The organism is Micromonospora sp. DT178, from assembly GCF_049841695.1.
In the GTDB taxonomy this organism is placed as follows: domain Bacteria; phylum Actinomycetota; class Actinomycetes; order Mycobacteriales; family Micromonosporaceae; genus Micromonospora.
The window spans coordinates 287191-310996 of record NZ_JBNCKV010000004.1; the positions used below are offsets into that span (position 1 = coordinate 287191).

General features: G+C 70.0%; 24 protein-coding genes and 2 pseudogenes. 9 read left to right on the plus strand and 17 right to left on the minus strand.

Annotated features, from left to right (window positions below):
- The first annotated feature begins 27 nt into the window (after positions 1-27).
- Positions 28-1041, plus strand: coding sequence for an endonuclease/exonuclease/phosphatase family protein (locus ACLQ22_RS09945; protein ID WP_425692009.1), 1014 nt, complete (start codon positions 28-30; stop codon positions 1039-1041).
- On the opposite strand, the gene ACLQ22_RS09950 is transcribed toward ACLQ22_RS09945, so the two are convergent.
- Positions 1019-2836: a BTAD domain-containing putative transcriptional regulator gene (locus tag ACLQ22_RS09950; RefSeq protein WP_425692010.1), complete on the minus strand. Its 1818-nt coding sequence runs from the start codon at positions 2834-2836 to the stop codon at positions 1019-1021. The two genes, ACLQ22_RS09945 and ACLQ22_RS09950, sit on opposite strands and share 23 nt — an antisense overlap.
- A 128-nt stretch (positions 2837-2964) precedes the next feature.
- Positions 2965-3387 carry a transposase gene (locus ACLQ22_RS09955; RefSeq protein ID WP_425692011.1) on the minus strand — a complete coding sequence of 141 codons (423 nt, stop codon included), beginning with the start codon at positions 3385-3387 and terminating at the stop codon, positions 2965-2967.
- Between the two features lie 229 nt (positions 3388-3616).
- On the opposite strand from ACLQ22_RS09955, the gene ACLQ22_RS09960 reads away from it, so the two are divergent.
- Complete coding sequence (locus ACLQ22_RS09960; RefSeq protein WP_425692012.1) at positions 3617-4078, plus strand: hypothetical protein; 462 nt, start codon at positions 3617-3619, stop codon at positions 4076-4078.
- A 115-nt stretch (positions 4079-4193) separates the two neighbouring features.
- Positions 4194-4322: a hypothetical protein gene (locus ACLQ22_RS09965; RefSeq protein WP_425692013.1), complete on the plus strand. Its 129-nt coding sequence runs from the start codon at positions 4194-4196 to the stop codon at positions 4320-4322.
- A 539-nt stretch (positions 4323-4861) separates the two neighbouring features.
- Here the strand turns inward: ACLQ22_RS09965 and ACLQ22_RS09970 are convergent.
- From ACLQ22_RS09970 to ACLQ22_RS10040, 15 genes and pseudogenes are all read right to left on the minus strand, one after another.
- Positions 4862-5212: pseudogene (locus ACLQ22_RS09970) on the minus strand (proton-conducting transporter membrane subunit); the annotation flags it as partial.
- 221 nt (positions 5213-5433) lie between these two features.
- Positions 5434-6390 (minus strand): amidohydrolase family protein, encoded by a 957-nt coding sequence (locus tag ACLQ22_RS09975; RefSeq protein WP_425692014.1) that lies wholly within the window; start codon positions 6388-6390, stop codon positions 5434-5436.
- 156 nt (positions 6391-6546) lie between these two features.
- On the minus strand, positions 6547-7317 hold the full coding sequence (locus ACLQ22_RS09980; protein ID WP_425692015.1) for a GntR family transcriptional regulator: 771 nt from the start codon (positions 7315-7317) through the stop codon (positions 6547-6549).
- A 188-nt stretch (positions 7318-7505) separates the two neighbouring features.
- Positions 7506-8387 (minus strand): fumarylacetoacetate hydrolase family protein, encoded by an 882-nt coding sequence (locus ACLQ22_RS09985; protein WP_425692016.1) that lies wholly within the window; start codon positions 8385-8387, stop codon positions 7506-7508.
- Positions 8387-8797 (minus strand): RidA family protein, encoded by a 411-nt coding sequence (locus tag ACLQ22_RS09990; RefSeq protein ID WP_425692017.1) that lies wholly within the window; start codon positions 8795-8797, stop codon positions 8387-8389. The genes ACLQ22_RS09985 and ACLQ22_RS09990 overlap by 1 nt, the downstream gene beginning before the upstream one ends.
- Positions 8798-8824: 27 nt before the next feature.
- A complete protein-coding gene (locus ACLQ22_RS09995) occupies positions 8825-9358 on the minus strand; it encodes a cupin domain-containing protein (protein WP_425692018.1) in 534 nt (177 codons plus the stop codon).
- Complete coding sequence (locus ACLQ22_RS10000) at positions 9355-9726, minus strand: cupin (protein WP_425692019.1); 372 nt, start codon at positions 9724-9726, stop codon at positions 9355-9357. The genes ACLQ22_RS09995 and ACLQ22_RS10000 overlap by 4 nt, the downstream gene beginning before the upstream one ends.
- Positions 9719-11359: an FAD-dependent monooxygenase gene (locus ACLQ22_RS10005; protein WP_425692020.1), complete on the minus strand. Its 1641-nt coding sequence runs from the start codon at positions 11357-11359 to the stop codon at positions 9719-9721. The genes ACLQ22_RS10000 and ACLQ22_RS10005 overlap by 8 nt, the downstream gene beginning before the upstream one ends.
- Positions 11356-12090, minus strand: coding sequence for an SDR family NAD(P)-dependent oxidoreductase (locus tag ACLQ22_RS10010; protein WP_425692021.1), 735 nt, complete (start codon positions 12088-12090; stop codon positions 11356-11358). The genes ACLQ22_RS10005 and ACLQ22_RS10010 overlap by 4 nt, the downstream gene beginning before the upstream one ends.
- A 28-nt stretch (positions 12091-12118) precedes the next feature.
- Entirely contained in the window at positions 12119-13198 is a 1080-nt protein-coding gene (locus ACLQ22_RS10015; RefSeq protein ID WP_425692022.1) for an Ldh family oxidoreductase, read from the minus strand.
- A complete protein-coding gene (locus tag ACLQ22_RS10020) occupies positions 13195-13995 on the minus strand; it encodes an ABC transporter permease (RefSeq protein WP_425692023.1) in 801 nt (266 codons plus the stop codon). The genes ACLQ22_RS10015 and ACLQ22_RS10020 overlap by 4 nt, the downstream gene beginning before the upstream one ends.
- On the minus strand, positions 13992-14759 hold the full coding sequence (locus ACLQ22_RS10025; RefSeq protein WP_425692024.1) for an ABC transporter ATP-binding protein: 768 nt from the start codon (positions 14757-14759) through the stop codon (positions 13992-13994). Before ACLQ22_RS10025 ends, ACLQ22_RS10020 begins: the two co-directional genes overlap by 4 nt.
- A gap of 59 nt (positions 14760-14818) precedes the next feature.
- The gene (locus tag ACLQ22_RS10030; RefSeq protein ID WP_425692025.1) at positions 14819-15817 is read right to left on the minus strand and encodes an ABC transporter substrate-binding protein; all 999 of its coding nucleotides are present in this window, start codon (positions 15815-15817) and stop codon (positions 14819-14821) included.
- A gap of 1089 nt (positions 15818-16906) precedes the next feature.
- On the minus strand, positions 16907-17578 hold the full coding sequence (locus ACLQ22_RS10035) for a response regulator (protein WP_425692026.1): 672 nt from the start codon (positions 17576-17578) through the stop codon (positions 16907-16909).
- Positions 17575-18447, minus strand: a complete 873-nt coding sequence (locus tag ACLQ22_RS10040) for a sensor histidine kinase (RefSeq protein ID WP_425692027.1) — start codon at positions 18445-18447, stop codon at positions 17575-17577. The genes ACLQ22_RS10035 and ACLQ22_RS10040 overlap by 4 nt, the downstream gene beginning before the upstream one ends.
- 131 nt (positions 18448-18578) lie before the next feature.
- Between ACLQ22_RS10040 and ACLQ22_RS10045 the strand changes: the two genes are divergently transcribed.
- The 6 genes and pseudogenes from ACLQ22_RS10045 to ACLQ22_RS10070 all read left to right on the plus strand — a co-directional run bounded on the left by ACLQ22_RS10045 (position 18579) and on the right by ACLQ22_RS10070 (position 23801).
- Positions 18579-19292, plus strand: coding sequence for an ABC transporter ATP-binding protein (locus ACLQ22_RS10045; protein WP_425692028.1), 714 nt, complete (start codon positions 18579-18581; stop codon positions 19290-19292).
- Positions 19289-20077, plus strand: coding sequence for an ABC transporter permease (locus ACLQ22_RS10050; protein ID WP_425692029.1), 789 nt, complete (start codon positions 19289-19291; stop codon positions 20075-20077). The genes ACLQ22_RS10045 and ACLQ22_RS10050 overlap by 4 nt, the downstream gene beginning before the upstream one ends.
- Complete coding sequence (locus ACLQ22_RS10055) at positions 20074-20805, plus strand: hypothetical protein (RefSeq protein WP_425692030.1); 732 nt, start codon at positions 20074-20076, stop codon at positions 20803-20805. Before ACLQ22_RS10050 ends, ACLQ22_RS10055 begins: the two co-directional genes overlap by 4 nt.
- A gap of 74 nt (positions 20806-20879) precedes the next feature.
- Positions 20880-21017, plus strand: a pseudogene (locus tag ACLQ22_RS10060) (IS256 family transposase); the annotation flags it as partial.
- A 285-nt stretch (positions 21018-21302) separates the two neighbouring features.
- Positions 21303-21710: an SCP2 sterol-binding domain-containing protein gene (locus ACLQ22_RS10065; RefSeq protein ID WP_425692031.1), complete on the plus strand. Its 408-nt coding sequence runs from the start codon at positions 21303-21305 to the stop codon at positions 21708-21710.
- A 9-nt stretch (positions 21711-21719) separates the two neighbouring features.
- Positions 21720-23801: a glycogen debranching N-terminal domain-containing protein gene (locus tag ACLQ22_RS10070; protein ID WP_425692032.1), complete on the plus strand. Its 2082-nt coding sequence runs from the start codon at positions 21720-21722 to the stop codon at positions 23799-23801.
- Positions 23802-23806: the final 5 nt, after the last annotated feature.

Consider the following 23806-nt stretch of genomic DNA (forward strand, 5'->3'; position numbering starts at 1 on the left):
GCACGGGTGGGTCGCGGGTCGCGGGTGGTGCGTGGTGCGGCAGCGCTCTGGGTGGCGTTCGTGCTGACGCACTGGGCGTTGAACGGTCGCTGGTGGGTGTGGCTGGTGCCCGCCGCGCTACCGCCGTTGCTGTTCGTGGTGGTTCCGCTGGCGCTGGTCGTCGCGGCGGTGGTGGTCCGGCCCCGGCGACGCTCCGGCGCCGCGCTCGCCGCGCTCGGCCTGCTGCTCGGGCTGCCGTACGGCGGACTCCGTCCGGTGCTCGCGGTCGAGCCCGAACAGCCGGGCATCCGGATCCTGTCGTGGAACACCGAGTTCTGGACCCAGGACAAGGATCCGGACCGGTTCTACCGGTACCTGCACGAGCAGGACGCGGACGTCTACCTGTTGCAGGAGTATCTCGGCTGGGACCTGGCGCGGCCGTTCGACGGTCAGCGGCCGATCGACGACCTGGACCGGCTGCGCGCGGAGTTCCCGGACCACACCGTGGTGCGGCGCGGCGAACTCGTGACGCTGTCCCGCCTGCCGCTGGTCGCCCGGCCGCCGGTGGCACCCGACCCGGCGGCGGCCGGCGACGCCACCACCGACTTCGACACGATCTTCCGTGAGGCGAAGACCCTGCGGACGGACCTGCGCGTCGACGGCTCGGTGGTGTCCTTCTACAACGTCCACATCGCGGTGCAGCTCAAGCTGGTCAACCCGATGTCGGCGAACTTCTGGCAAATGCCGAGGACGGCCGACCCGCAGCGGCGGCGGCAGCTGACCGGGCTGTGGGCCGATATCTCCGCCAACCCCCGGCCCGTGGTGGTGGCCGGGGACTTCAACACCAGCCCGGCGATGGCCGACCTCGACGGCGCGCCGCGGCGACTGCGGGACGCCAATGACGAGCCGTACCCGGCCTCCTGGCCGGCGGGGCTGCCGCTGTGGCGGCTGGACTGGGCGTTCACCAGCGCGCCGCTGCGGGTGGGCGGCTACGACCTGCGGTCTCCCGGTGGGCTGTCCGACCACCGCGCCCAGGTGATCACCCTCGCCGCGCGACGGTGATGTGGACCGCCCGCCGCAGGGCCGCGTCGCGCTCGCCCGGTTCCTCCTCGGCGCGCAGCCGCTCACCGGCGAACGCCCGCGTCAGGTCGTGCAGCAGATATCGCGACAGCCCGTCCGGGGCAAGGTACGCCTCGATCAGCCCCGCCTCGATCAGCCGCTCCGCCGCCTCCTCGGCCTCGTCGTGCCCGATGTCGAGCAACGCGGCGCACAGCGGCACGGTCACGTCGGGCAGCTCGACCAGGGCCAGCCGGCGCAGGAGCCGGCGCGCCATGACCGGCAGTCGCCGGTAGCCGAGCGCGAGCCCGGCCCGCACGCTCACCCCGGCGTGTTCCAACTCGTCGAGACACCGGCCCTCCTCGCTGAGCCGGCGCACCATCCGGGACAACGGCCAGTGCCGGTGTACGGCGAGCCGCGCGCCGATGATGCGCACCGCCAGCGGCATCTGCCCGGAGAGGGCGACGAGGCTGTGCGCGGCGGTGGGCTGGCTGCGTACCCGTTCGGCGCCGATGATCCGGGTCAGCATGGCGAGCGCCTCGTCGGCCGTGAGCGGCCCGACCTCCACGTGCCGGGCGGGCAGGAGCCCCAGGCGCGCCCGGCTCGTCACGACGACCGCGCAGCCGGCGGAGCCGGGCAGCAGGTCGGCGAGTTGCGACTCCTGCGCCACGTCGTCGAGCAGCACCAGGATCCGGCGGCCGGCCAGGCGTGACCGGTAGACGGCGGTGCGCCGCTGCGGATCGTTGGGGATGTCGCCGGGCGGCACGCCCAGCGCCCGCAGGAAGTGCTCGGAGACCTCGGCGGTCACCGCCCGACCCGGTTCGCCGCGCAGGCTCGCGTACAACTGGCCGTCGGGGAAGCTGGCGCTCACCCGGTGCGCGACGCGGACCGCGAGCGCGGTCTTGCCGGCCCCGGAGAGCCCCGTCAACGCGAGGACCGGCACCCCGTCGGTCTCGGCGGTGAGCAGCCGTGTGCCCTGCGCGACCTCGGTGGCGCGGCCGGTGAAGTCCGGCAGGTCGGTGGGGAGTTGCCGCGGCGGCAACGCATCCTGCGCACGCAGGATGCTCTGCTCGATCCGCCGCAGCTCCGGCCCCGGCTCCAGGCCGAGCTCCTCGACCAGGACGGACCTGGCCCGCCGGTACGCCTCCAGCGCCTCGGCCTTCCGCCCGGACCGGGACAGCGCCAGCATCAACTCACCGTGGAGGTTCTCCCACAGCGGATAGCGGCGGGTCAGCTCCTGCAACTCGCCCACCAGCTCGTGGTGCCGGCCGAGCTGCCGATCGAGCCGAATCCGTTCGGCGAGCACGGCCAGCCGCTGCTCCTCGAGTCGGGCCGCCGTCTCGGTCAGCGCCCCGCCGGCCAGGCCGGCCAGGGCCGGGCCGCGCCAGAGGGCCAACGCGGCGCGGAGCCGCCCGGCCGCCTGGGCGTGCCGGCCCGCGACGGCGAGGGCGCGCCCCTCGGCCGCAAGCCGGGCGAAGCGCACCGCGTCGATGTCGTCGGCGGTGAGGTCGAGCAGGTATCCCGGCGGCTGAGTGCGCAGGATCGTCCCCTTGTCGTGGCGGGCGAGTGTCCTGCGGACCATGGAGATCGCGGTCTGCACCTGGTTACGGGCGGTGGGCGGCGGCGCATCGCCCCAGACCGTGTCCACCAGCAGGTCCGTCGAGACGACCCGGTTGACCTGCATGACGAGGGTGGCGAGCACGGTGCGTTGCCGGGCGCCGCCGATCGGGACCGAGGCGTCCCCCACGGTCAGCTCCATCGGCCCCAGCACCTTGATGAACACCTGACTCCCCCCGGTCATGTCGCGCCCGGAAACCGGGAAGTGCCCTCCGCTTCCGACTGGAAAGAGACTTTACTCAAAAAATCCCTAGACAGCGATTCCCATCGATGAAGCGGCCATGAACATCCCGCCTGGTGGACGAGTCCATATTAGAACATGTGTTCGAACGACTGCCGACTGTGAACCCGGCCACGCCGAGGGGTGCGGTCGGCGGGTGCCCGCCGTACCGGCCGGTCCGCTCCGGGCGGCCGTCGCCGCCGGCCGGAACCGATCACGCGAGAGGCCCGAACGCTGGTGGAATCCACACTGACGTCCCATGTGATCAACCCGGCGGTGTCGGCTCGCGCTTGCAACGCGGTCACCACGTCCCGCCACACCCCGGCTCGCTGCCAGCGCCAGCGACGAAACAACCCATAGACGGGCTGCCAAGGCCCGTACAGCGCCGGCACGTCCCGCCATGGCGAGCCGACCCGGGTACGCCACCGGATCCCGTCGATCGACTGCCGCCTGTCCACTCCGGCGGACGTCCTGACCGGCGCGGCTTGGGCAGCAACGGCTCCAACACCGCCCACTGGGCGTCGAAGGAACGATGGAACTCGCGCCGAAACACCGTCAGCCGCCCGACCGCACTGGCCGGGTCGGCGTCATGCACACTGATCACCAGACAGCCCTTGATTCTTGATCTTCTTCCCTCGACAGAGGAATGATCAATCAAGGGCTGTTCTCTTGATCAGCCGAGGTCGATGGCACCCAACCGCAGGTTGAAGATCAAGCTAGCCCAACACCTCGAAGGAGCCACCCATGGGATGCGACATCCACGCCTACGTCGAAACCCGCACCAACGGCACCTGGGCCTACGCCGGAGACAACACCTTCCCGGACAACGAGTTCCCCAAAGAAAAGCAGTGCCCGTTTGACGGCGCCCGCGACTACGGCCTGTTCGGGTTCCTCGCCGACGTCCGGAACTACTCCGAGTCGCCGGTCATCGCCGAGCCGCGCGGCCTGCCCGCCGACGTGTCCGCCGAGGTTCGCGCCAAAAGCGACGACTGGAACGTTGACGGGCACAGCCACACGTGGCTGACCCTCGCTGAACTGCTGGCGTTCGACTATGACCAGACGTTCGCCGATCAGCGTGGTGACGGTGAGCCGCAGGTGAAGACGGTTCGTGGGTTCCTCCACGACTGGTACTTCGGTCGGCTCGACCTGCTGGCGAAGCTGGGTGCCCCGGAGGACGTGCGCATCGTGTTCTGGTTCGACAACTAGCCGGTGGAAGCCCTCATGGCCCCAACTGGACCCCGCGCCGGAGGCATTCGATGACCAACACCCTCGCCCCCGCCGTCTCGCGCAGCTGACCCAAGCACGATCCGGAGGTAGCCCAATGACCGACACCACCGCCCGCGCCGCCCACTACTTCGACCGGAACATCGCCCCCGCCGAACCGGCCGCCGAACGGGCCGCCGGTCTTTCTGACGACGACCGAAGCTGGACGCATTCGCTACATCCGTGACACCGCAGCCAACCCGGAGGCGGTGCGGCAGCTCACCGACATGTACCCCCGTATTGCCGCCGCCTGCTTCTCTTGTGGGGCGCCGGCGGAAGGACCGGAGGGATGACGGAAGCCAGAGAAGACTCAGCCACAGCGACCACCACCGCCAGCCGACACAGCGTCGGTGAGGTTGGTCGCGATGATCAGATTCACGTGGTCAAGGCGACTTGACCACCAGTACGTAAGAGACGGCATGGATGCCGCAAATTGTGTCCGAGGGGCGACACGAACCGTTGCCCCACCACCGATGACAATCGGCAAGACCTTGAAGCTCGCGCAAGTCTAGCCGCCTTGGTGACCTCTTCGGGATCGCCGAAGAGGTCACCAAGCCGAAGGGCCGGGTCAAGGCCTGGCTCGTGGGACCGGCGCCTCAGAAGGCGGAGTCGCTGACAACCCTCGCACGGCCGACCATCTGTACATCGATCCACACCACGTCTCTTACTGTGATACTGGGCGGCCAAGTGCCGGCAGCTGACGCCAACCATCCTGGGAGCAGAGAAGACAGCGGTCAGGCGGTACACCACGACCAGTGCGCCGATCTTGGACACGGTGGTCAGGAAGGTGGCCGCGGCGGCATCGGCGCTCTGCGCCGCGTCGGGCACCCACAAGTGGCCGGGTACCCCGCCGTCCTTGAAGATCAACCCGGCGACCAACGCGACGGCTGCGCCGATCACGGCTGCGGGTGGCGTTTCGGTCAGCCTGCTGGTGAGCTCGGCGTAGCCGGTGCTGACGGTGAGTCCGGACAGGATCGTCACGCCGAGCAGGCGCAGGATGCCGAACAACGCTCCCATGAGATGTGTCTTCGCGGTGGCCTCGGCACCGCTGGCGGTGAGCACCAAGCCGATGAGTGCAGCAACAGCGGCCGCATCATGTCCGTCTGCACCGGCTACCTTCCGACGAGGTCGATGACGGTGGCGGAGGCGGGTTCGATGACGTCGAGCAGTGGACGCCTGGCGCCCTGCTGACCCACATCGGCACCCTCACCGCCCGCACTTGGGGCAACAACGGACCGCTGTCAGACCCCGACGCCGGGTGACAACGGCAGCTCGACGGCGTCCTCCGCCCCTACCCGTCACCGACCGCCGGGTGCCCGCCCCAGAGCCCGCGCCGCATTGTCGGTGGCCACCTGCCGGGCGTAGTCAGCACCACGGTGTGCCACCGTGGCGGACGGAGCGTCGGTGCCCATCGGGAACGGCCAGTCGCTGCCGAGCACCAGCCGGTCCGCGCCGAAGACCGACACCGCCAGGTCGACCACCTGCGGGTCGTGGGCCAGATTGTCGACGTAGAGGGCGCGCACCGCCTCGGCCGGGGTGGGCGACAGCACCGGTACGCCCGGTCGAGTGGTGGTGTGACCGCGCTCCCAGCGCCCGACCACCGCCGGCACGCAACCGCCACAGTGCACCAGCACGAACCGGATCCTCGGGTGCCCGCCGAGCACCCCGCCAAAGACGAGCTGGGCCACTGCCACCGTCGTCTCGACCGGGTTGCCCAGCAGGTTGGCCAGGTAGTAGGGCTCCAGGCGGGGGTCCGCCGAGTGCGCGGGGTGCAGTTGCACGGTGCGCCGGTCCGCGTCGAGACGCTGCCACAGGGGGCGCAGCGGCGAACCATCGAGCGGCCCGGCGTCTCCACCGGCGGCGCCCACCACGCCGGCCCAGCGGTCGTCGGCGGCGATCCGGTCGTACTCGGCGAGGGCCACTTCGGGATGTTCGAACGGCAGGTACGCCAGCGGGGTGAGCCGGGGCCGGTCGGCGACCACGGCGAGCACGCCGTCGTTGACCGCACGGACCCACGCCGCCGCCTCCGGCCCGGACAGCTGCTGGCGGTAGAAGGGCGGCGGGACGCTGACGATCGCCTCGTCCAGCCCTGCCTGGTCCAGGTGGTTCTCGAGCCGGTCCGGGTGGTACAGGTCGGGCGGGCCGACCCGTTTGCCGCCGAGAACGGCGGCGCCGTCACCGTCGACCGCGACCCCTGGCAGGTTGGCCGGGCGCAGGTCGGGGGCGAGGTGGGCGTGCATGTCGATGCCAGGCAACGGGGCTTCCTAACGGTTGGCCCGACCGGCGGTCACGACGGTACGGGATGGTGGCTGGCGTGGTCGCTCACCCGGCGGCGGACGGTCCGTCTGGGCGGAGGTGCCCGGACGGTTGGAGGCCGGCGCCACTACCGGCTGACTTGGTGGCGCCGGCGGTCAGCTCCCGGTACGCGCACGTCCCGGTGCCCGGGCAGCGGGCACTGCTGCGGCGTCGGTGTTCATCTTGCCGATCACCCGGTCTGCCGCGTGCTGGATGTGGACCTGCACGGCGGCCACCGCCGCCGCCACGTCCCCCGCCACGCACGCGTCGAGGATGGCCCGGTGCTCGCGGACCCGCTCCTCGTTCTGCCCCGTCGGGATGACCGTCGCGAACCGGTACCGCTCGCTGTTCTCCCAGACCGGTTCCAGGCCGCGCAGCAGCCAACGCGATCCGGCCGCGCGGTAGATGGTGAAGTGGAACTCGGTGTGTGCCCTGCGGGCAGCCGTGGCGTCGCCGCGCGCGGACGCGGCGATGTGCTCGTCGAGTGCCGCCTCGGCCCGCCGGGCGTCCTGGGCGGTGAACCGGGTCGCCGCCCGCTCGATCAGTGCCGTCTCCATGGCGATCCGGGTCTCATGGGTGTCGACCGCGTCCTCGACGGTCAGCGGCCTGACCCAGGCGCCCTTGTGCTGGACCACCTCGACCAGGCCGAGCGCGGCCAACCGCCGGATCGACTCGCGGACCGGGCTCATGCTCATGCCGAGCAGGTCGGCCATCTCGTTGAGGCGCAGCGGGGTGCCGGCCGGCAGCCGGCCGGTGAGGATCGCCTCGTGCAGGACCGCAGTCGCCGAGTCGGCGAGGGTGCGGTGCTGTCCGTCGGCTCCACCGGCACCGGTCCGGCCGTCGTCGTTGGCGTCGCTCAGGACGGATCGACGATGCGTTGTTACCACGGTTTGCCTCCGGATAGAGCCGCTGGTGGATGCCGTGCTCGTCCCGTTCTCGCAGGACATGCTCCATGCTCATGGGGTGCTCGGGTGATCCCACAAACGCATCAGGGCCCTGGAAATGGTACCAATTTCGTCGCTGTGGAATGGTGCGGGTCGGCGCCGCGCTGCGCCGCCCCGCACCCGTCGCGGGGTCAATGCAGCTTCGTCAGTCGCACCCGGTTGCGCAGCTCACCGAGCGCTTCCACCCGGGTCACCACCAGGTCCCCGTCGGTCAGGAACACCTGTGGGTCACGGGCATTCCCGATGCCGCTCGGCGTGCCCGTGAGCACCACGTCGCCGGCCCGCAGGGTCATCCCCCAACTCAGTTCCGCGATGATGCGGGCGAAGGGGAAGGCCATCTGCCCGGTCGACGCGTCCTGGAGCACCACGCCGTTCACCTCACACTGGATGCGCAGGTTCGCCGGGTCCGGCACCTCATCCACCGTGGTCAGCCACGGCCCGAGCGGCATGGTGGCGTCGATGCTCTTGCCCTTGAGCCACTGACCGCCGTGCGCGCGTTGCAGGTCGCGCTGCGACACGTCGTTGGCCACGCAGAACGCCGCCACGTACGACAGCGCGTCCGCCTCGCTCACCGAACGGCAGTCCGCGCCGATGACCAGCGCCACCTCCGCCTCGTAGTCCCACTTGGCGGAGAGCTGCGGGTCGTAGGCGATGTCGTCGTACGGGCCGACGACCGTGTCCGGACCCTTGGTGAAGAAGGTCGGGTGCTTGGGCCGTTCCGCGGGGTCCTGCCCTTCCCGCTTACCGCGCGACTCCTCGAAGTGGTCCCAGTAGTTCCAACCCGTGCAGAGGATGTCACGGTTGAACCGGCGCAGCGGCGCGTCAAGCCGGACCTCGGCCAACGGAACCACCGCGACCTGCCCCGCGGCGGCGCGGACCGCCTCCAACGCGGCCACGCCACCACGGATCGCCTCGTCGAGGTCGCCCAGTTCGGCGGGGAGCACGGCGACGGTGTCGCCGTCCACCACCCCGATCCGCCGGCCGGTCTCGGTACGAACGCTGGCGAGCTTCATCAGGCGTCCTGCTCGTCGTCGATCACGCCGATCGCGTTGATCTCGATCAGGTAGTCCTTGTTCACGAACTTGGAGACCTCCACCATCGTCGAGGCCGGCGGCTCACCGGTGAAGTACTGCCGGCGCACCTCGTGGATGGCGTGGAAGTCCTCCATGTTGCGCACGTAGACATCCACCCGCACGATGTCCTCCAGCGACCCGCCGGCAGCCGTCATCGCGGCGCGCAGGTTCTGGCAGACCTGGTGCGTCTGGGCGGTCACGTCACCGACGCCGGTGACCCCGCCCTCACGGTTACGGGCGGTCATACCGGACACGAACACCATCCGGCCCCGCGCCCTGATCTGGGTGGCCTGGGCGAAGTGACCGTTCGGAGCGGCCAGCTCGGGGGAAACAATCTGCTGCTTGGGCATCGTCATCTTCTTTTCTTCGAGGTGGAGCTAGCGGGCGTCCGCCGGGTCGGTGTACCAGTCCGGCTGGGTCGGGTAGTGCGGCCCGTCGTAGATCTCCAGCAGGACGCTCTCCTCTTCGGCGAGCGTGGGCCCGTGCAGGCTGCCCTTCGGGTTCCAGTAGAAGGAGCCCGGGGTGAGGGTGAGCCCGGTGGGCACGTAGGTGTACCGGCCGCTGAGGCAGAACATGAACTGGTTGGACGCGTGTGAGTGGCGCAGCGGGATGCCGGCGCCCTCGCGGAACCGGATCAGCGAGATGGACGCCTCGGTCTCCTCGTTGCGCCACAGCGCCTTGTGGGAGAGGCCGGCCAGCGTCTTGTCCGCCCAGTCCAGTTCGTCGGTCTGGAGCAGGATCTCGCGGAAGCGGGCCAGCACCAGGCCGTCCGGGCCGGGCACCAGTTCCTCCCGCGACCGGTCGGCCGCCTCGCCGCCGTAGTTCGACGGTTCGGAGAGGTTGTTGGCCCACTCCTGCGGGTCGACGCCGGCCGGCACCGGCGGGGTCGGTACGAGCGGCTGGTCGCTCATCGCTCGCCCTGACCGGACACGAGGTTCTCCCCCAGACACTTCAGCTCGACGAGCCGGCTGCGGTACCGGGTGGTGCCGTTGTTGGTGAGCATGTGGACCTCCCCCGGCTCGCGGTAGACCACGCCGCCGATGGCCTCGTGCACCAGGCGGGGGTCGCCACCGGCGAGCGCGTCGATCCGGTTGTCGGCGGCTTCCAGCGCGATCACCAGGTACGGGTTGAGGTGGTGGTGCCAGGGCTGCTGCTCGCCGGGCGCCAGGCTGATCTCCCAGACCCGCACCTGGTCGTTCTCGAAGACCACCTGCTGGCCGACGGCACCGAGCTCGACCTGGGTTCCGTCCGGAGCGGTCGCGTGACCGTAGTTACTCATTGTCATCCCTTTCGCGGACGAGGGTGTTGTCGGGCCGGGTCACGGGCGGTGAGCAGCCGGTGATCCGGGCGTACAGGTGAGCGGCCGTGTCGACGCCGGAGACGGGGTCGAACGGGACGATCGCCGCCACGTGCCCGTCCGGGCGGACCAGCACCAGCGTGTCGTTGTCCACCCCGAAACGGCGCCGCACCCGGTCTCCCGGGTCGAACAGCGCCCGATCCCGCAGCCCGGAGTCGTGCGGGGCGTCCCACCGGCTCACCACGTAGTGCCGTAGCGCGGGCGACTCCTGTGGCGGCAGCGCCGGGACCCGACGCGGGTCGGTGAAGTAGAGCGCCACGAAGGCGTCGGCAGCCAGGTCGTGCAGGTGCACCGCGCCGGACTGACCGAACAGCGGCAGGTCGGGGCTGCGCGCCCCGGCCAGCACCGGCAGCGGCTCGTCACCGGCGGCGACCATCGACCAGTCGCCCGTGCCGCCCACGTCGAGGCGTACCCCGAGCATGGCGCGGGTGAACGCGTTGCCCCAGTTGCCGGCGGTCATCACCCCCGGGTCGTCCGCGCGCCGGGCCATGTAGGCCCGCGCCGCCGCGGCCATCGCCGCGGAGCCCTTGGTGGCGACCGGTTCCTGCTCGACCTGGTAACCGTCGAGCAGGCTCGGCTCGGCCCAACCGCGCAGCACCCAGGCCATCCGCCAGGGCAGGTTGGAGGCGTCCAGGACACCGGTGTTCAGGCCCAGCGCCCACATCGGGGTGATCAGGTGCGCGGCGTCGCCGAGGAGGAAGACCCGCCCGTCCTGCCACCGGTCGGCCACCCGCTGGTGCACGTTGTAGATGTTGGTGCCGACGATTTCCAGGGTCTTGGTGTCCCCGATGAACCGGCGCGCCTTGTCGACCAGTTCCTCCCGGTCCGGCTCGGCCTGCCCGGCCGGTAGCGGGTAGAGGAAGCGCCAGCAGTGCGGCTGGCGGACCAGGATCATCCACTCCTCGGGGTCGCCGAAGTAGGCCAGGTACGGGTAGTCGCGCGGGTTCTCCACATCCAGGTCGACCTTCAGGTCGACCAGCATGTAACGCTCCTGGTACGTCTCGCCCTCGACCCGCGCGCCGATCTGGTCCCGGACGGCGGACCGACCGCCGTCGCAGCCCAGCAGGTACCGCACCGGAACCGTCCGCTCCCCCTCGGCGGTACGCAGCCGCAGGTCCACCCGGTCCGGGTGCTGGACGAAGTCGAGCAGGTGGTGTCCCATGTGCAGCGCGCCGGGGGCGGTGGCGTCGAGCCGCTGGCGCAGGATCGGCTCCAGCTCGTGCTGCGGGATGTTGATGACGAACGGGAAGCGGGTGTCCTCGGTCAGGTCGCCGGTCCGGACGCTGAGGGTCTGGGTGTTCGTGGCCCGGTCCAGCTCGCCGATCTCATCGATGCGCAGCGACCCGGCCAGCACGTCGTCCAGGGCGCCGTACCGGTGCAGCACCTCCAGGGTGCGGGTGAGGACGGTGCCGGCCTTGGTGTCCAGCGACAGCCGCTCGTCCTCCTCGAAGATGACCACCGGCACGCCGTAGTGGGCCAGGCCCAGCGCGGTGACCAGGCCGACCGGCCCGGCGCCCACGATGCCCACCGGCAACTGCTCGGTCGTGCTGCTCATTGTGCTTCGCTCCTCGGGTACGCCCGGTCACGGGTCAGGGTGGATCCGGTCATGGTCGCGGCCGGCGAGAGCAGGAACATCAGCGGACCGACCACGTCGGCCGGCGTGCCGATGCCGGTGGCCCGCGCCCAGTGCTCCCGTTCGCCGCCGCTCGGGTTGGCCTGCCGGAACTGCGGGGTGTCCACCACGCCGGGGAAGACGGTGTTCACCCGGATCCGGTGCTCGGCGACCTCGGCGGCGAGCGACTTGGAGAATGCGATCAACGCCCCCTTGCTCGCCGCGTAGGCCGACGCCTGCGCCCGGCCGGCGGTGGCCAGGCCCGAGGCAAAGACCAGGATCGCGCCCGAACGGCGGGCGATCATGTCCGGCAGGACCGCCTGCGCGCACCAGACCACCCCGTCGAGGTTCACCGCCAGCGTGCGGCGCCACTGCTCGGGGTCCATGTCGACCACGTCGCACCGCGGCTGCACCGCCGCTCCGGCCACCAGGGCGTCGATCCGCCCGTGCTCGGCGAGCACCCGGGCGACCGCCGTGTGCACCGCGTCGCGGTCGGACACGTCCACCCGGTGCTCGTGCACCCGCCCGCTGGGATGCGGCTGACCCGATGTCACGTCGAACACCACGGCCGTGCCCCCCGCGTCCGCGTACGCGTGGGCGAGGGCGGCGCCGATCCCGTTGGCGCCTCCGGTGACCACGAGTATCTCGCCGGTGGCGTCGAAACTGGCCTGCATGACTTCCTTCCTCCTTCGTCGACCGGGGTCAGCCGGCGCTGGCCGGTGACGGGAGCGGCACGCCCAGCCCGGCGGCGACCTCCGCCAGTCCGGCGAAGACCGACGGCTGGAGCGCGACACCGTCGCGCGACGCCCGTTCGTACCGGCCGGCTTCGATGTCACCGGGCAGGTGGACCCGCTCCGTGCCGGGCGCCAGCGCGGAGCCGAGCACCTGGTCGGCCAGGTCGTCCACCTTGCGGGCGAGCTCCTCCGCGTCCACAGCGAACGCCTCGGCGTCCAGGGCGAGGAAGAAGTGCGCGCAGTCGTTGGGCACCGACACGTCGGCGTAGAGGCCCTGGACGCCCCGGCCGTACGCCCCGCCGGACAGCACCCCGGTCAGTACGTCGATCATGAGCGCGAGCCCGTATCCCTTGTGCGCGCCGGACGGCAGCAGCAGTCCCTTGAGCGCGGCGGCCGGATCGGTGGTGGGCCGCCCCTGCGCGTCGGTCGCCCAGCTCGCGGGGATCTCGCGGCCCTCACCGGCAGCCAGCCGGATCTTGCCGAGCGCGGCCTCGGAGAGCGCCACGTCGAAGATCACCGGTTTGCCGCCCGCGCGGGGCACGCCCACCGCGAGCGGGTTGTTGCCGACCACCGCCGAGGCACCACCGGGGGCGGGCATCAGCGGGCGGGTGTTGGCCGCCGCGATGCCGACGCAGCCGTTGTTCGCGGCGAGGTCCACGTAACGAAACGCCCCGCCGAAGTGGAACGCCCGGCGGACGGTGACCACACCGACGCCGTACGTCTGCGCCTTCGCCACCGCCAGCCGCATCGCCTGGTCACTGGTGAGCTGCCCCAACGCGTGGCCGGCGTCGAGCACCGCGATGGCGCCCTTGTCGCGGACCACCTCGGCCCGCTCGGCCCGGCTGACCGAGCCGGCCCTGATCCGATCGACGTACATCGGCAGCAGCATCACCCCGTGCGAGGGGATTCCCCGCATGTCGGCGTCCACCAGGGAGCCGGCGACCAGACCGGCCGCCTGCTCGGAGAAGCCCAGTGCGCCGAAGACCGAGGCGACGGCGTCGGTGAGCCACCGGACCGGGACCGTCGGCGGGAAGTCCGGCGCGCTCATGACCGGTCCGCCCACGGTACGAAGAACCGCTCGACTGCGGCGAGCAGGTAGAACAGCACGACACTCATCACTCCGAGCAGGATCATCGCGGCGAAGGCCAACGCGGTGTCGGCGCTGGCGCCGGAGGCGACGATCGCATAGCCCAGCCCTTCGGTGGCACCGACGAACTCGGCGATCACCGCGCCGATGACGGCGAGGGTGATGGCGAGCTTGAGACCGACGAAGAGCTGCGGGATGGCGGCCGGCATCCGGATCATGCGGAACGTCTGCCACCAGTTGGTCTTCAGCGACCGGCCCAGCTCCACCAGGTCGGCCGGGGTGGAGCTGAGACCGGCGGCGGTGGAAATGACGATCGGGAAGAAGCAGACCAGGAAGACCAGGAAGACCTTGGGGAACTGGCCGAAGCCCATCCATACCACCAGCAGCGGCGCGACGGCCACCTTCGGTACGGCGTTGAGCATCAGCAGCAGCGGGTAGACGGTCCGTTCCAGCATCCGTGAGGCGGTGACGATCAGTGCGAGCGGCACCCCGATCGCGATGGCCAGCAGGAAGCCCAGCAGCGTCTCCCAGAGGGTGACCAGGGTGTTGTCCCACAGGTAGCCGGACTGCTCGACCATGGTCTGCGCCACCTGCACCGGGGACGGCAGGATGAAGCTCTCCACGTCGAAGACGACCGTGATCGCCCACCACAGAGCGGTGGCGCCCACGACGCCGAGCACGGGCGGGAGTTGCTGGGCCCAGCGGCCTGCGGCGCGTGGTTTGTCGCGGCCGGTACGGCGGGATTCGGTGACCGTCACCGTGCCACCTCCTCGGGGGTCATGAGCAGGTCGTGCAGTTGGGCGCGCAGCACGCCGAGTTCGGCCGAGTGGCCGTCGCGTCCCAGCGAACGCGGACGAGCGATGTCGATCCCCACGATCTGCCGCAGCCGGCCCGGTCGCGGGCTGAGCACGACGACCCGGTCGGCGAGCAGCACGGCCTCGTCGACCGAGTGCGTCACGAAGAGCACTGTCGAGGCGTGCTTCATCTGGAGGCGCTGGAGTTCGACCGTGAGGTCGGCGCGGGTGAGCGCGTCGAGTGCGGAGAACGGCTCGTCCATCAGCAGCACGCGCGGCTGCTGGATGAGGGCCCGGCACAGCGATACCCGCTGCTGCATCCCGCCGGAGAGTTCGTGCGGCAGGCGCTTCTCGAAGCCGTTCAGCCCGACCAGGTCGAGCAGCTCGTGTGCGCGGGTCCGGGCGTCCCGGCGGTCCTGCCTGAACACCTCGGTCGGCAGCAGCACGTTGTCGATGACCGACCGCCACGGCAGCAGAGCCGGGCGCTGGAACATGAAGCCGATGTCCCGCCGTGGCCCCCGGATCGGGGCGCCGGCGACGGTTATCTCGCCCGAGGTGGCCACCTGGAGGCCCGCCACCAGCCGCAGCAGGCTGGACTTACCGCACCCGGACCGCCCGACGATCGCCACGAACTCGCCGTCGGCGACCTCCAGCGACACGTCACGCAGGGCCTCCACGTCACCGGCACGGGTGCGGTAGATCTGCGAAACGTTACGAATTCCGATCATGGTTCGCCCCTCGCGGTGCGCGCGGCAACCGGCCACGCGCACCGCCGTCGAAGAGGAAGTTATGGCTTTGCGATGTCGTAGACGCCGATGTCATCGGCGCTCGGCGTCGACTTGAGGGTGCCGGTGCCGGCGAGCAGCTTGATCATCGCCTCCACCCGCGCCCGGTCCAGCTTTCCGGCCGGCCCGCCGTCGCCCAGGACGTACGGCCGCATCTCGGTGAGTTCGGCGGCGGCGACCTTCTCGTCGGCCGTCCGGTCGTGCTTCTTGAGCAACTGGGCGGCTTCCTCGGGGTGCTCCACCGCGTAGAGCAGGCCCTTGACCAGCGCTGCCGTGAACTTCTCGACCTCTGCGCGGTTGCTTTCCAGCTTCGCGGCGGAGACCAACAGGCCGTTGCCGTACAGGTCGGGGAGCTTGTCCGCGTACGGCAGCATGGTGACGGTCTTGCCACCGGCCGCCTTCTCCAGCAGCGGCTTGCCGGCGGCGAACTGGCCGATCGCGTCCACCGAGCCGGCGGCGAGCAACTGCGGGAGCGACTGCGGCGAGGACGGGACGAACTTCACCGACTTCGGATCGATGCCGGCAGCCTTGGCGTACGCCGGAAAAATGATCATGTTGGTGGAGCCGGAGCTGTCCGCGATGCTGGCGCCGGGCAGCTTCTCCGGCGAGTCGATCGCCTTCTCCAGCGAGGCGATGCCGGCCATCGACCGCTGGTGGATGGCGGCCACCACGCGCACCGGCATCTTCTCGTTGGCCAGTGTGGTGATGACCCCGGAGAGGTCGCCGGGGCCGTAGTCGGCCTGCCCCGACCCGATCAGCTTCATGACATCGACGGTGCCGGTGCCGGGCTTGATGGTGACGTTGAGCCCGGCCTCCTTGAAGTAGCCCTTCTCCAGGGCGACGTATGCGTACGCGTCCCGACCGAACGTCCCGAAGGAGGTCAGGTAGGTGACGGAGGCGGCATCGGGGGAATCGGCCTTCTCCGAATCACCACAGCCGGCGACGGTGAGTGTGAGAGCCGCTGCGGCGACGGCCGCGACGAGACGGGTGCGAGCTGACATGAGACCTCCTGCATCGGCGGGATTTATCAAATGTCAAACTTCCCGACTCGTCAAGACCTCGTTTCGGCGACACCGCCCCGCTCCGGCGGGTGCCGGCCCGGCGACCGCATCCCCGCCAGGCCCACTGGCCTGGCAGTACGCCCCGCCGACCGCCAGTGGCGACAACAGTCGACACCGCAGGACCGCGTCACGCGCCGCAGCGAGCACGTCGCCGCTCGGGTCAGGTCAGGTCAGGTCGGGTCAGGTCGGGTCGGCTGGACGGCGCCGGCCCCGGCCGCTCGAAGGGGCCCGGCAAGCCCCAACTTCCCGTACGAACGGAGCACCGACTGGACGGCGTCGTGGTCGGCCTCGCGTTTCGTCGCGGAAACACAGATCCGCGAGAAGACCTCTGGCCATCACGTCGAAGGCCTGCCCGCTGCTCGCCCGCATCCCGGGCCTGGTCACCATCCGTGGCAACTGTTCGAGCCAGCGTCACGTCTGGGACAGGGACACGCCGAAGCGGTCGCGGTAGGCGCCGGCGAGCGGCCGAGGTGGGTGAAGCCCCAGCGGTAGGCCGCCTCACTGACGCTGACCTGCCATGGGTCCGAGCGGCGGGACAGTTCGTCGTGCACGCCGTCCAGCCGCAGCCGCCGCAAGCAGTTCAGCGGGGACACGCCGACGTGCTGGCGCGGAAGGTCCCTGAAGCACGCGCACGCCGCCAGCAGTGAACTGTCGCCATTGCTCGGCGTGCATTGCGTCAAGGGCGCCACCGTGCGGGGGCGGCGCGGCCCTGCAGGCCGGCCGGTTCCTCACTGTTCGGGTGCTCAAGGTCAGGACGAGTCCGCTCGCCACCATGTCACGCCACCCGGCCATCCGTGGCCACGCGGCCGAGCCGTCTCGACGGTGGCGCAGCATGTCGATGTCCTCGATCGCTTCCCCGCCATCGGCGACCACCACCCGCGAGTTCGACCAGCACCCAGCCAAGAACGAGCCGTTAGATCCACAGGCCCCCGAGCCATTTGCCGGCTGCGTGGAGCGGGCAGTACGACAGCGGCAGGCGCTGCCCTACAAGCGGGTGCAGCAGCCCACGGTGGTGGCGGAAATGGAGGTTCATCGTTGTTGGGGTGTGGAGACGAGGCCTTGTTCGTAGGCGGTGATGACGAGTTGTGCACGGTCGCGGGCGTGCAACTTGGACCGGAGGCTACCGATGTGGGTCTTCACGGTTCCCATCGAGATGCTGAGGGCTCGGGCGATCTCCTGGTTGGACAGGCCACGGCCGACGAGGGTCAGCACTTCCGTCTCTCGATCGGTGAGCACAGTCTGAGTTGGCGCGACTTTCGGCGCGGACTGGTCAAGGTAGTGCTTTACGAGACGGGTGAGGATGCTCGGGGCGAACAGTGACTCGCCACTATGTGTGCGCCGTATCGCGTCGATGAGCTGGCCGGGTACGGCGTCTTTGAGGAGGAAGCCGCTGGCTCCGGCTCGGAGTGCGGCGTGGACGTATTCATCCAGCTCGAACATGGTAAGCACGAGAATGCGGGTGCTGGTCAAGGCAGGGTCGGCGGTGATGCGGCGGGTGGCGTCGATGCCGTCACCGCCGGGCATGCGAATGTCCATGAGCACGACGTCGGGGCATAGTTGCCCGGCGCGGACGACGGCCGCCTCGCCGGTGTCCGCCTCGCCGGCGACAACGAGGTCGGGTGCGCTGTCGATGATGAGCCGGAGGCTGTGGCGGATGAGGGGTTGGTCGTCAACGACGAGCACTTGCACGGGCACGGTCATCGGCGTCCTGCTCGGTCAGCGGTCTCAGGCAGGCGGGCGGTGACTCGGTAGCCGTAACCGGCGCGTTCGGCATGCAAGCTACCGCCCAACGCGCCGACGCGCTCGCGTAGGCCTGCCAGGCCCGCTCCGGCGCCGGGGTGGGGCACCCAGCCGGGGGTGGGCCCGTCGTCGGCGATCGTGGCGATGATCGCGTCACTGTCGCGGTGAACGGCAATGTGAGCGCCCGTGGGTCCGGCGTGTCGGGCGGTGTTGGCGAGGGCCTCGCGCACGATCACGCACACCGTGAGCTGCACGCCTGCGGACATCTCGCCGATGTCGCCGATGTCGAGGGTCACGGTGACTCCGCTCATACGAGCGGCGTGCACGATGTGGGGAAGGTCGTCCAGGGTCTCGGCAGGTCGCAGGGGTACGTCGTCGCCGGGGGTGCGCAGCACCGTGAGCAGGCGGCGCAACTCGGTGGTGGCCTGGCGGCCGGCGCGTTCGATGTCGGTCAGCGCCGCGACGCGTTCCACGTCACCGGCTGGTCCGGTGAGGGTGCGTGCGGCGGCGGCACGGACGGTGATGAGTCCGAGCCCGTTTGAGGCGAGGTCGTGCAGGTCGCGGGCGATGCGCAGTCGCTCGGCGTGCGCAGCCCGTTCGGCTGCCCAGGCGGTCAGTTCGTCCTCGTAGATGCGTCGCTGCCGGCGGGTGCGAAGCAGCGCCCACGCCAGCACCGAAACAGCACAGCCGGCGGCGGCGAGCAGGACGGCAAGGGTTCCGGCCGGCTGGCCAACACCGATGGTCGACAGCGCGAGAACAAGGGTCGCGAGCAGGAGGGCGGTGATCAGCCACACGCGTGAGCGCAGCACGGGCCGATCGGTGGATTCCACCTGTCCAAGTCTAGGCTTCTGGCCGCTTCGCACATCGGACCTGGGTCTGACAGACCGAGGTCAGAGGAGCACGGCGAAGTCCCGACTCGGGGCCGATGCCTGCGCGACGTGATCGGTCTGAGATGTTGGGCATGCTCTTGATCGAACAACTCGTCAAAAGCCACGGCTCCCGCACCGTGCTTGACCACGTCGGCTTCGAGGCACGAGCGGGAAGGGTGACCGCATTCCTCGGCCCGAACGGCGCGGGCAAGTCCTCCACGCTGCGGATCCTGCTCGGACTGGACCGCGCCGATGGCGGCAGCGCCCTTGTCGGCGGCCGCCCGTACCGGAGCCTGCGGGATCCGCTCCGCACGGTCGGGTCGATGCTTGACGGCTCCGGCGCGCACCGCTCCCGCACGGCACGAAACCACCTGGCCTGGGTGGCGCGCAGCAACGGCATCCCAAGCCGTCGCATCGGAGAAGTGCTGGCGCAGGTCGGACTGACCGACGCTGGCCGGGTCCGCGTCGGCCGGTACTCGCTGGGTATGGGCCAACGCCTCGGGCTTGCGGCGGCGCTATTGGGCGAGCCGGAGGCGCTCGTGCTGGATGAGCCGGTCAACGGTCTGGACCCGGAGGGCATCCGTTGGATTCGCGGGCTGCTGCGCGGCCACGCGGACGCCGGCGGCACCGTGCTGCTTTCCAGCCACCTGATGGGTGAGGTCGCAGGACTCGCCGATGACCTCGTGATCATCGCGGGCGGTCGGATCGTCAAAGCCGGGACTCTGGCGGAGGTGACCGCCGGGTACGGCAGCCTGGAGGACGCCTTCTTCGCCTTCACCGACGGCGGAAACGGGGTCGGGCGATGAACGCATCGAACACGTTCGCAGCGGAGCTGCGCAAAACAGCGACCCTGCCCGCCGCGTGGGCCGGGGTCGCAGTGGCGCTGCTCGGATCGGTCGCGATCACGCTCCTCAACGCCTTCTCGACTCGTGCCGCGCTCGACGCGGGCCAGCCGGAGACGGGAGCGTTCACCTCACCGTTCGAAACGGCCTTCGCCGCGATGCCGTTGGGCACCGTCGGCGCGGTCCTCATCGGGGTCATCGTCTTCAGCAGCGAGTACACGGCCAACAGCACCGATGCCGGCGGGGGCCGGCAGATCACCGCAGCCCTCACCGCATCCCCGCGCAGGGCGGGCCTGCTCGCGGCGAAGGCGGCCACCATCGTCGTGTTCGTCGCAGTGGTCGCCGTGTTCACCCTGCCCATCACCGTCGGCATCGCACGGGCCGTCATCGGCGAGGCCGGAACCGAAACCGCTACGCTCGGCGAAGCGGTGACGCGCTGTCTCGGTGGCACCCTCTACTGGGCTCTCACCGGGCTCATCGCGTTTGCGATCACGGTGCTGACCCGCAACGGCATCATCCCGCTCATCGTTCTCATCGTGAACAGCTCTGTGGTGTCGTTCTCGCTGCTGCTGACGAACCTCACCCCGCTCGCGCACTGGCTTCCCGACATGGCCGGTCGCCGGCTCTTCGGCGGCCTCTACACCGTCGAGGGTGGCCTGGACGCCGTACCGGGCGCGCTCGTCATGGGTGGCTGGACACTCGCCCTGCTCATCGTCGCCACAGTCGTCTTCCACCGCCGAGACGCGTGAACCTCGTGCGCATCAGAAACGTCACCACGGCCGAACTCGACAAACTCCGCACCCTGCCCGCAACGACGCTCACCGGCATCGGCACGATCCTCACCGGCATCGTGATCGCCGCCGCCCTCGCCGCCTCCGCAGCCGATCAGGACGCCCAGGCATCAGTCATCGACATCACGCTCCAGACGGTGCCGTTCGTGCAGGCAGGGTTCGTTCTGCTGGGTATCCTGCCCGCCACGCACGAGCACGCCGGCCGCCAACTCAGCACCGCCCTCACCGCCGTGCCGAACCGTCGCCTGCTAGTCACCGGCAAGACGGTTGCCGCGCTCCTCGTCATCGCTGTCATTGCGGCATCGAGTATCGGCGCAAGCCTCGCCACCGCCTCGGTCACCCAGCACCTGACAGGCGCCCCGCCCCCTGGAGACGCCGGCAAGCCGTGGCTTCTCGCTGGCGCGGCGACATACCTCACGCTAATCGGCCTGTTCTCCCACGCCGTCGCATTGCTCGTGCGACACCTCATGCCCGCACTCGTCGGGACGCTCAGCCTCGTACTCATCGTCTCTCCCGTGCTCGCCGGGATCACCGAACACGCCCACTGGCTCCCCGACCGCGCCGCTGCACACCTCTACGACAACACGGACACCGTGCTCACCCCGGGCGGCGCATTCATCACCCTCGTGTGGATCTTCCTAATCGGAAGTGTCGCGATCGCACGATTCATCCGGCGCGACCCATGAGTACGCGTCACCCAGAGTGTGTCGGTCTCCGTGTTTGCGCCTGTGATGTGATCGAAGCGGGCCTCCGCAAGGCCGTCCGGGCTCGTTGACACACCCCGAACGAGCAGGCTGCGCTCAAATGCGTCTACATGGCGCTGATGAGCCTCGACCCGACCGGCGCAGGCCGCCGGCGGTGGAGCATGCGCTGGAAAGCACCCCTGAACGCCTTTTAGATCGTCTGCGAGGGCCGGCTCACCCCCGCCAACCACTGACCACCTCAACGATCTCGGTCGTCGATGGCCCGCCCGTTGTTCCGCGCGCCCGTGCCCGGAACGTCGACGGTGGCCGGGCTCGCCCTCATAGAGGCCCTCTCCCGAAACGTGAGGGGTCGTCCGCGACGGCGGAAACGTGCCTGACCGCGAACGGGGCGCTGCGGCATCACCCGGATCGGGTGAGTTCACCGCGCCTCCCGCCAAGTTCATCCGTTCCGGGTGAGGTCCCCACCCCTGATCCGAGTGATGCTGGTCCTGGTCCGCTGGATTTTCTGCGGGGGGGGTGCCATGTCTGATGCGTCGGAAGAGTTCTTCGACGAACTCGGCCGCCATGGACGGGAACGGCTGTTGCGGAAGACCACGGCAACAATCCGGTTCGACATCGAGCACGATCATGGGATCGACCACTGGTTTGTGGCCATCACCAAGGGTGATGTGCGGGTGTCGCGGGAGAATCGCGACGCGGACACCGTTATCCGCACCGCCGACGCCTTTTTCGACCGGATGGCTCGGGGCGAGGCCAAACCGCTGGCGGCGTGGGTTCGAAACGATATCACGAGTGAAGGACAGTTCCAGTTCGTCATCCTGCTGGAGCGGCTTTTCCCCGGGCCGCCCGGGGCGCGCCATCCGCGGACCGTCGCCCGCGAATCGTGAGGGGAACAGATGAAATCGGACCTGATCAGGATCCTGTACGGCAACAGTTTCGTACTGAGCGACGGTGGCGGCGACATCGAAGCCGTACCGTCAGTGCCGGTCGGGTTCTTCTCGTTCGACACCCGGTTCCTGTCGCGGTGGCGGCTCACTGTCAACGGTGAACGGTTGAGCGCGCTGGCTAGAGACGACCGATCCTATTTCGAGGTGCGGTTCTTCCTGGTGCCCGGCACGCCGACGCATTACGTGGACGCCAAGGTGTCGGTGATCCGTGAGCGATCGTTGGCCGCCAGCTTCGAGGAACGGTTGACGGTGCTCAACCATGCCGCGGAACCAGCCGATCTCGCCGTCCGGGTGGAGGTGGACAGCGACTTCTCCCCACTGGGTGTGCTCGGGCAACCGCGGGAGGCGGTGGGTCGGATCTACAAGCGTGTCGAGGACGGTCGTCTGCGTCTGGGCTATGAGCGGGAGAAGTTCCGGCGCGAGGCGCTGATCTCCACGACCGAGCCGGCCCGGATCGACGAGCACGGGTTGACGTACCACATCCGGCTCGGATCGCAGGAAGAGTGGACCACGACCCTGCACGTGCGGGCGCTGGTGCTGCGCCCGGACGGGCAGGATGTTCGCGATCATCTGTCTCAGCGTCGCCAGGGAGCCAGGCAGAGACCCCAGCACGATCTCGACGGGCTGCTCGGCGAGGCGCCGCGCCTGACATGCGATTGGGACGCGTTGAGCACGGCGTACCGGCGCAGCCTCGTGGATCTTGTCGCGTTGCGGTACCCGACGCTGGCGCTTCCGGGGCAGGCGATGCCCGCCGCCGGCCTGCCGTGGGCGGCGACCCTCGTCGGCCGCGACAGCATTCTCACCAGCTTGCAGGCGCTGCCCGTCGCACCGGGTCTCGCCGCTACGACGCTGCGCGTTCTGGGGATCAATCAGGGCACCGTGCTGGACGACTTCCGCGACGAGGAGCCCGGAAAGATCCTGCGCGAGGCGCGCCTCGGCGAGGTGGCGGCGTTCGAGGAGCAGCCGACGTTGCCGTACTACGGCGGCGCCGACATCACGCCGCTGTTCGTGATCCTGCTCGACGAGTACGAGCGTTGGACCGGGGACGTCGCGCTGGTGCGGGAGTACGAGGACGAGGCGCGGGCGGCCCTGCACTGGATCGACGAGTACGGCGACATGATGGACAACGGCTACCTCTGGTACCAGCGCCGCAACGAGCAGACCGGGCTGGAGAACCAGTGCTGGAAGGAAGCGCGGAACGCCATCTCCTACCGCGACGGCCGGCTCCCGGGGCTGCCCCGCGCCACCTGCGAGCTGCAGGGCTACGCCTACGACGCCAAGATCCGCGGCGCCCGGCTGGCCCGCGAGTTCTGGCACGACCCGGCGTACGCCGACCGACTGGAACGGCAGGCAGCCGAGCTCAAGCAGCGCTTCAACCGGGACTTCTGGGTCCGCGACGGTGAGTACTACGCCCTCGCCCTCGACCGCGACGGCCGCCAGGTCGACGCGCTGTCCTCGAACATCGGCCACCTGCTGTGGAGCGGCATCGTCGATGAGTCAAGGGCCGCGAAGATCGCCGAACACCTGCTCGGCCCCCGGCTCTTCTCCGGCTGGGGCGTGCGCACCCTGGCCGACGGGGAGGGGCGGTACAACCCGCTGGGCTACCAGGTCGGCACCGTTTGGCCGTTCGACAACTCGTTCATCGCCTGGGGGCTGCGCCGCTACGGCTTCACCCGTGAGGCGGGACGCATCGCCGAGGGCATCATCGACGCCGCCCACTACTTCGAAGGGCAGTTGCCGGAGGCCTTTGGGGGTTACGACCGCGAGTTGACGAGGCACCCCGTGCGGTACCCGGCCGCGAACAGCCCGCAGGCTCTGGCCACCGGAGCGCCGCTGCTGTTGGTGCGTACGCTGCTCGGCCTCGAGCCGCACGGTGCCGACCTGAGGGTGGCGCCGGCGCTGCCTGACCGGTTCGGCCGGGTCGAACTGCTCGACATTCCGGGACGGTGGGGCCGCGTCGACGCGATCGGGAAGGTGGCACCAGAGTCGCACGCAGGTCGGCAGCCGAGCCTGGGGGCATCGCCGCGCTGACCGTT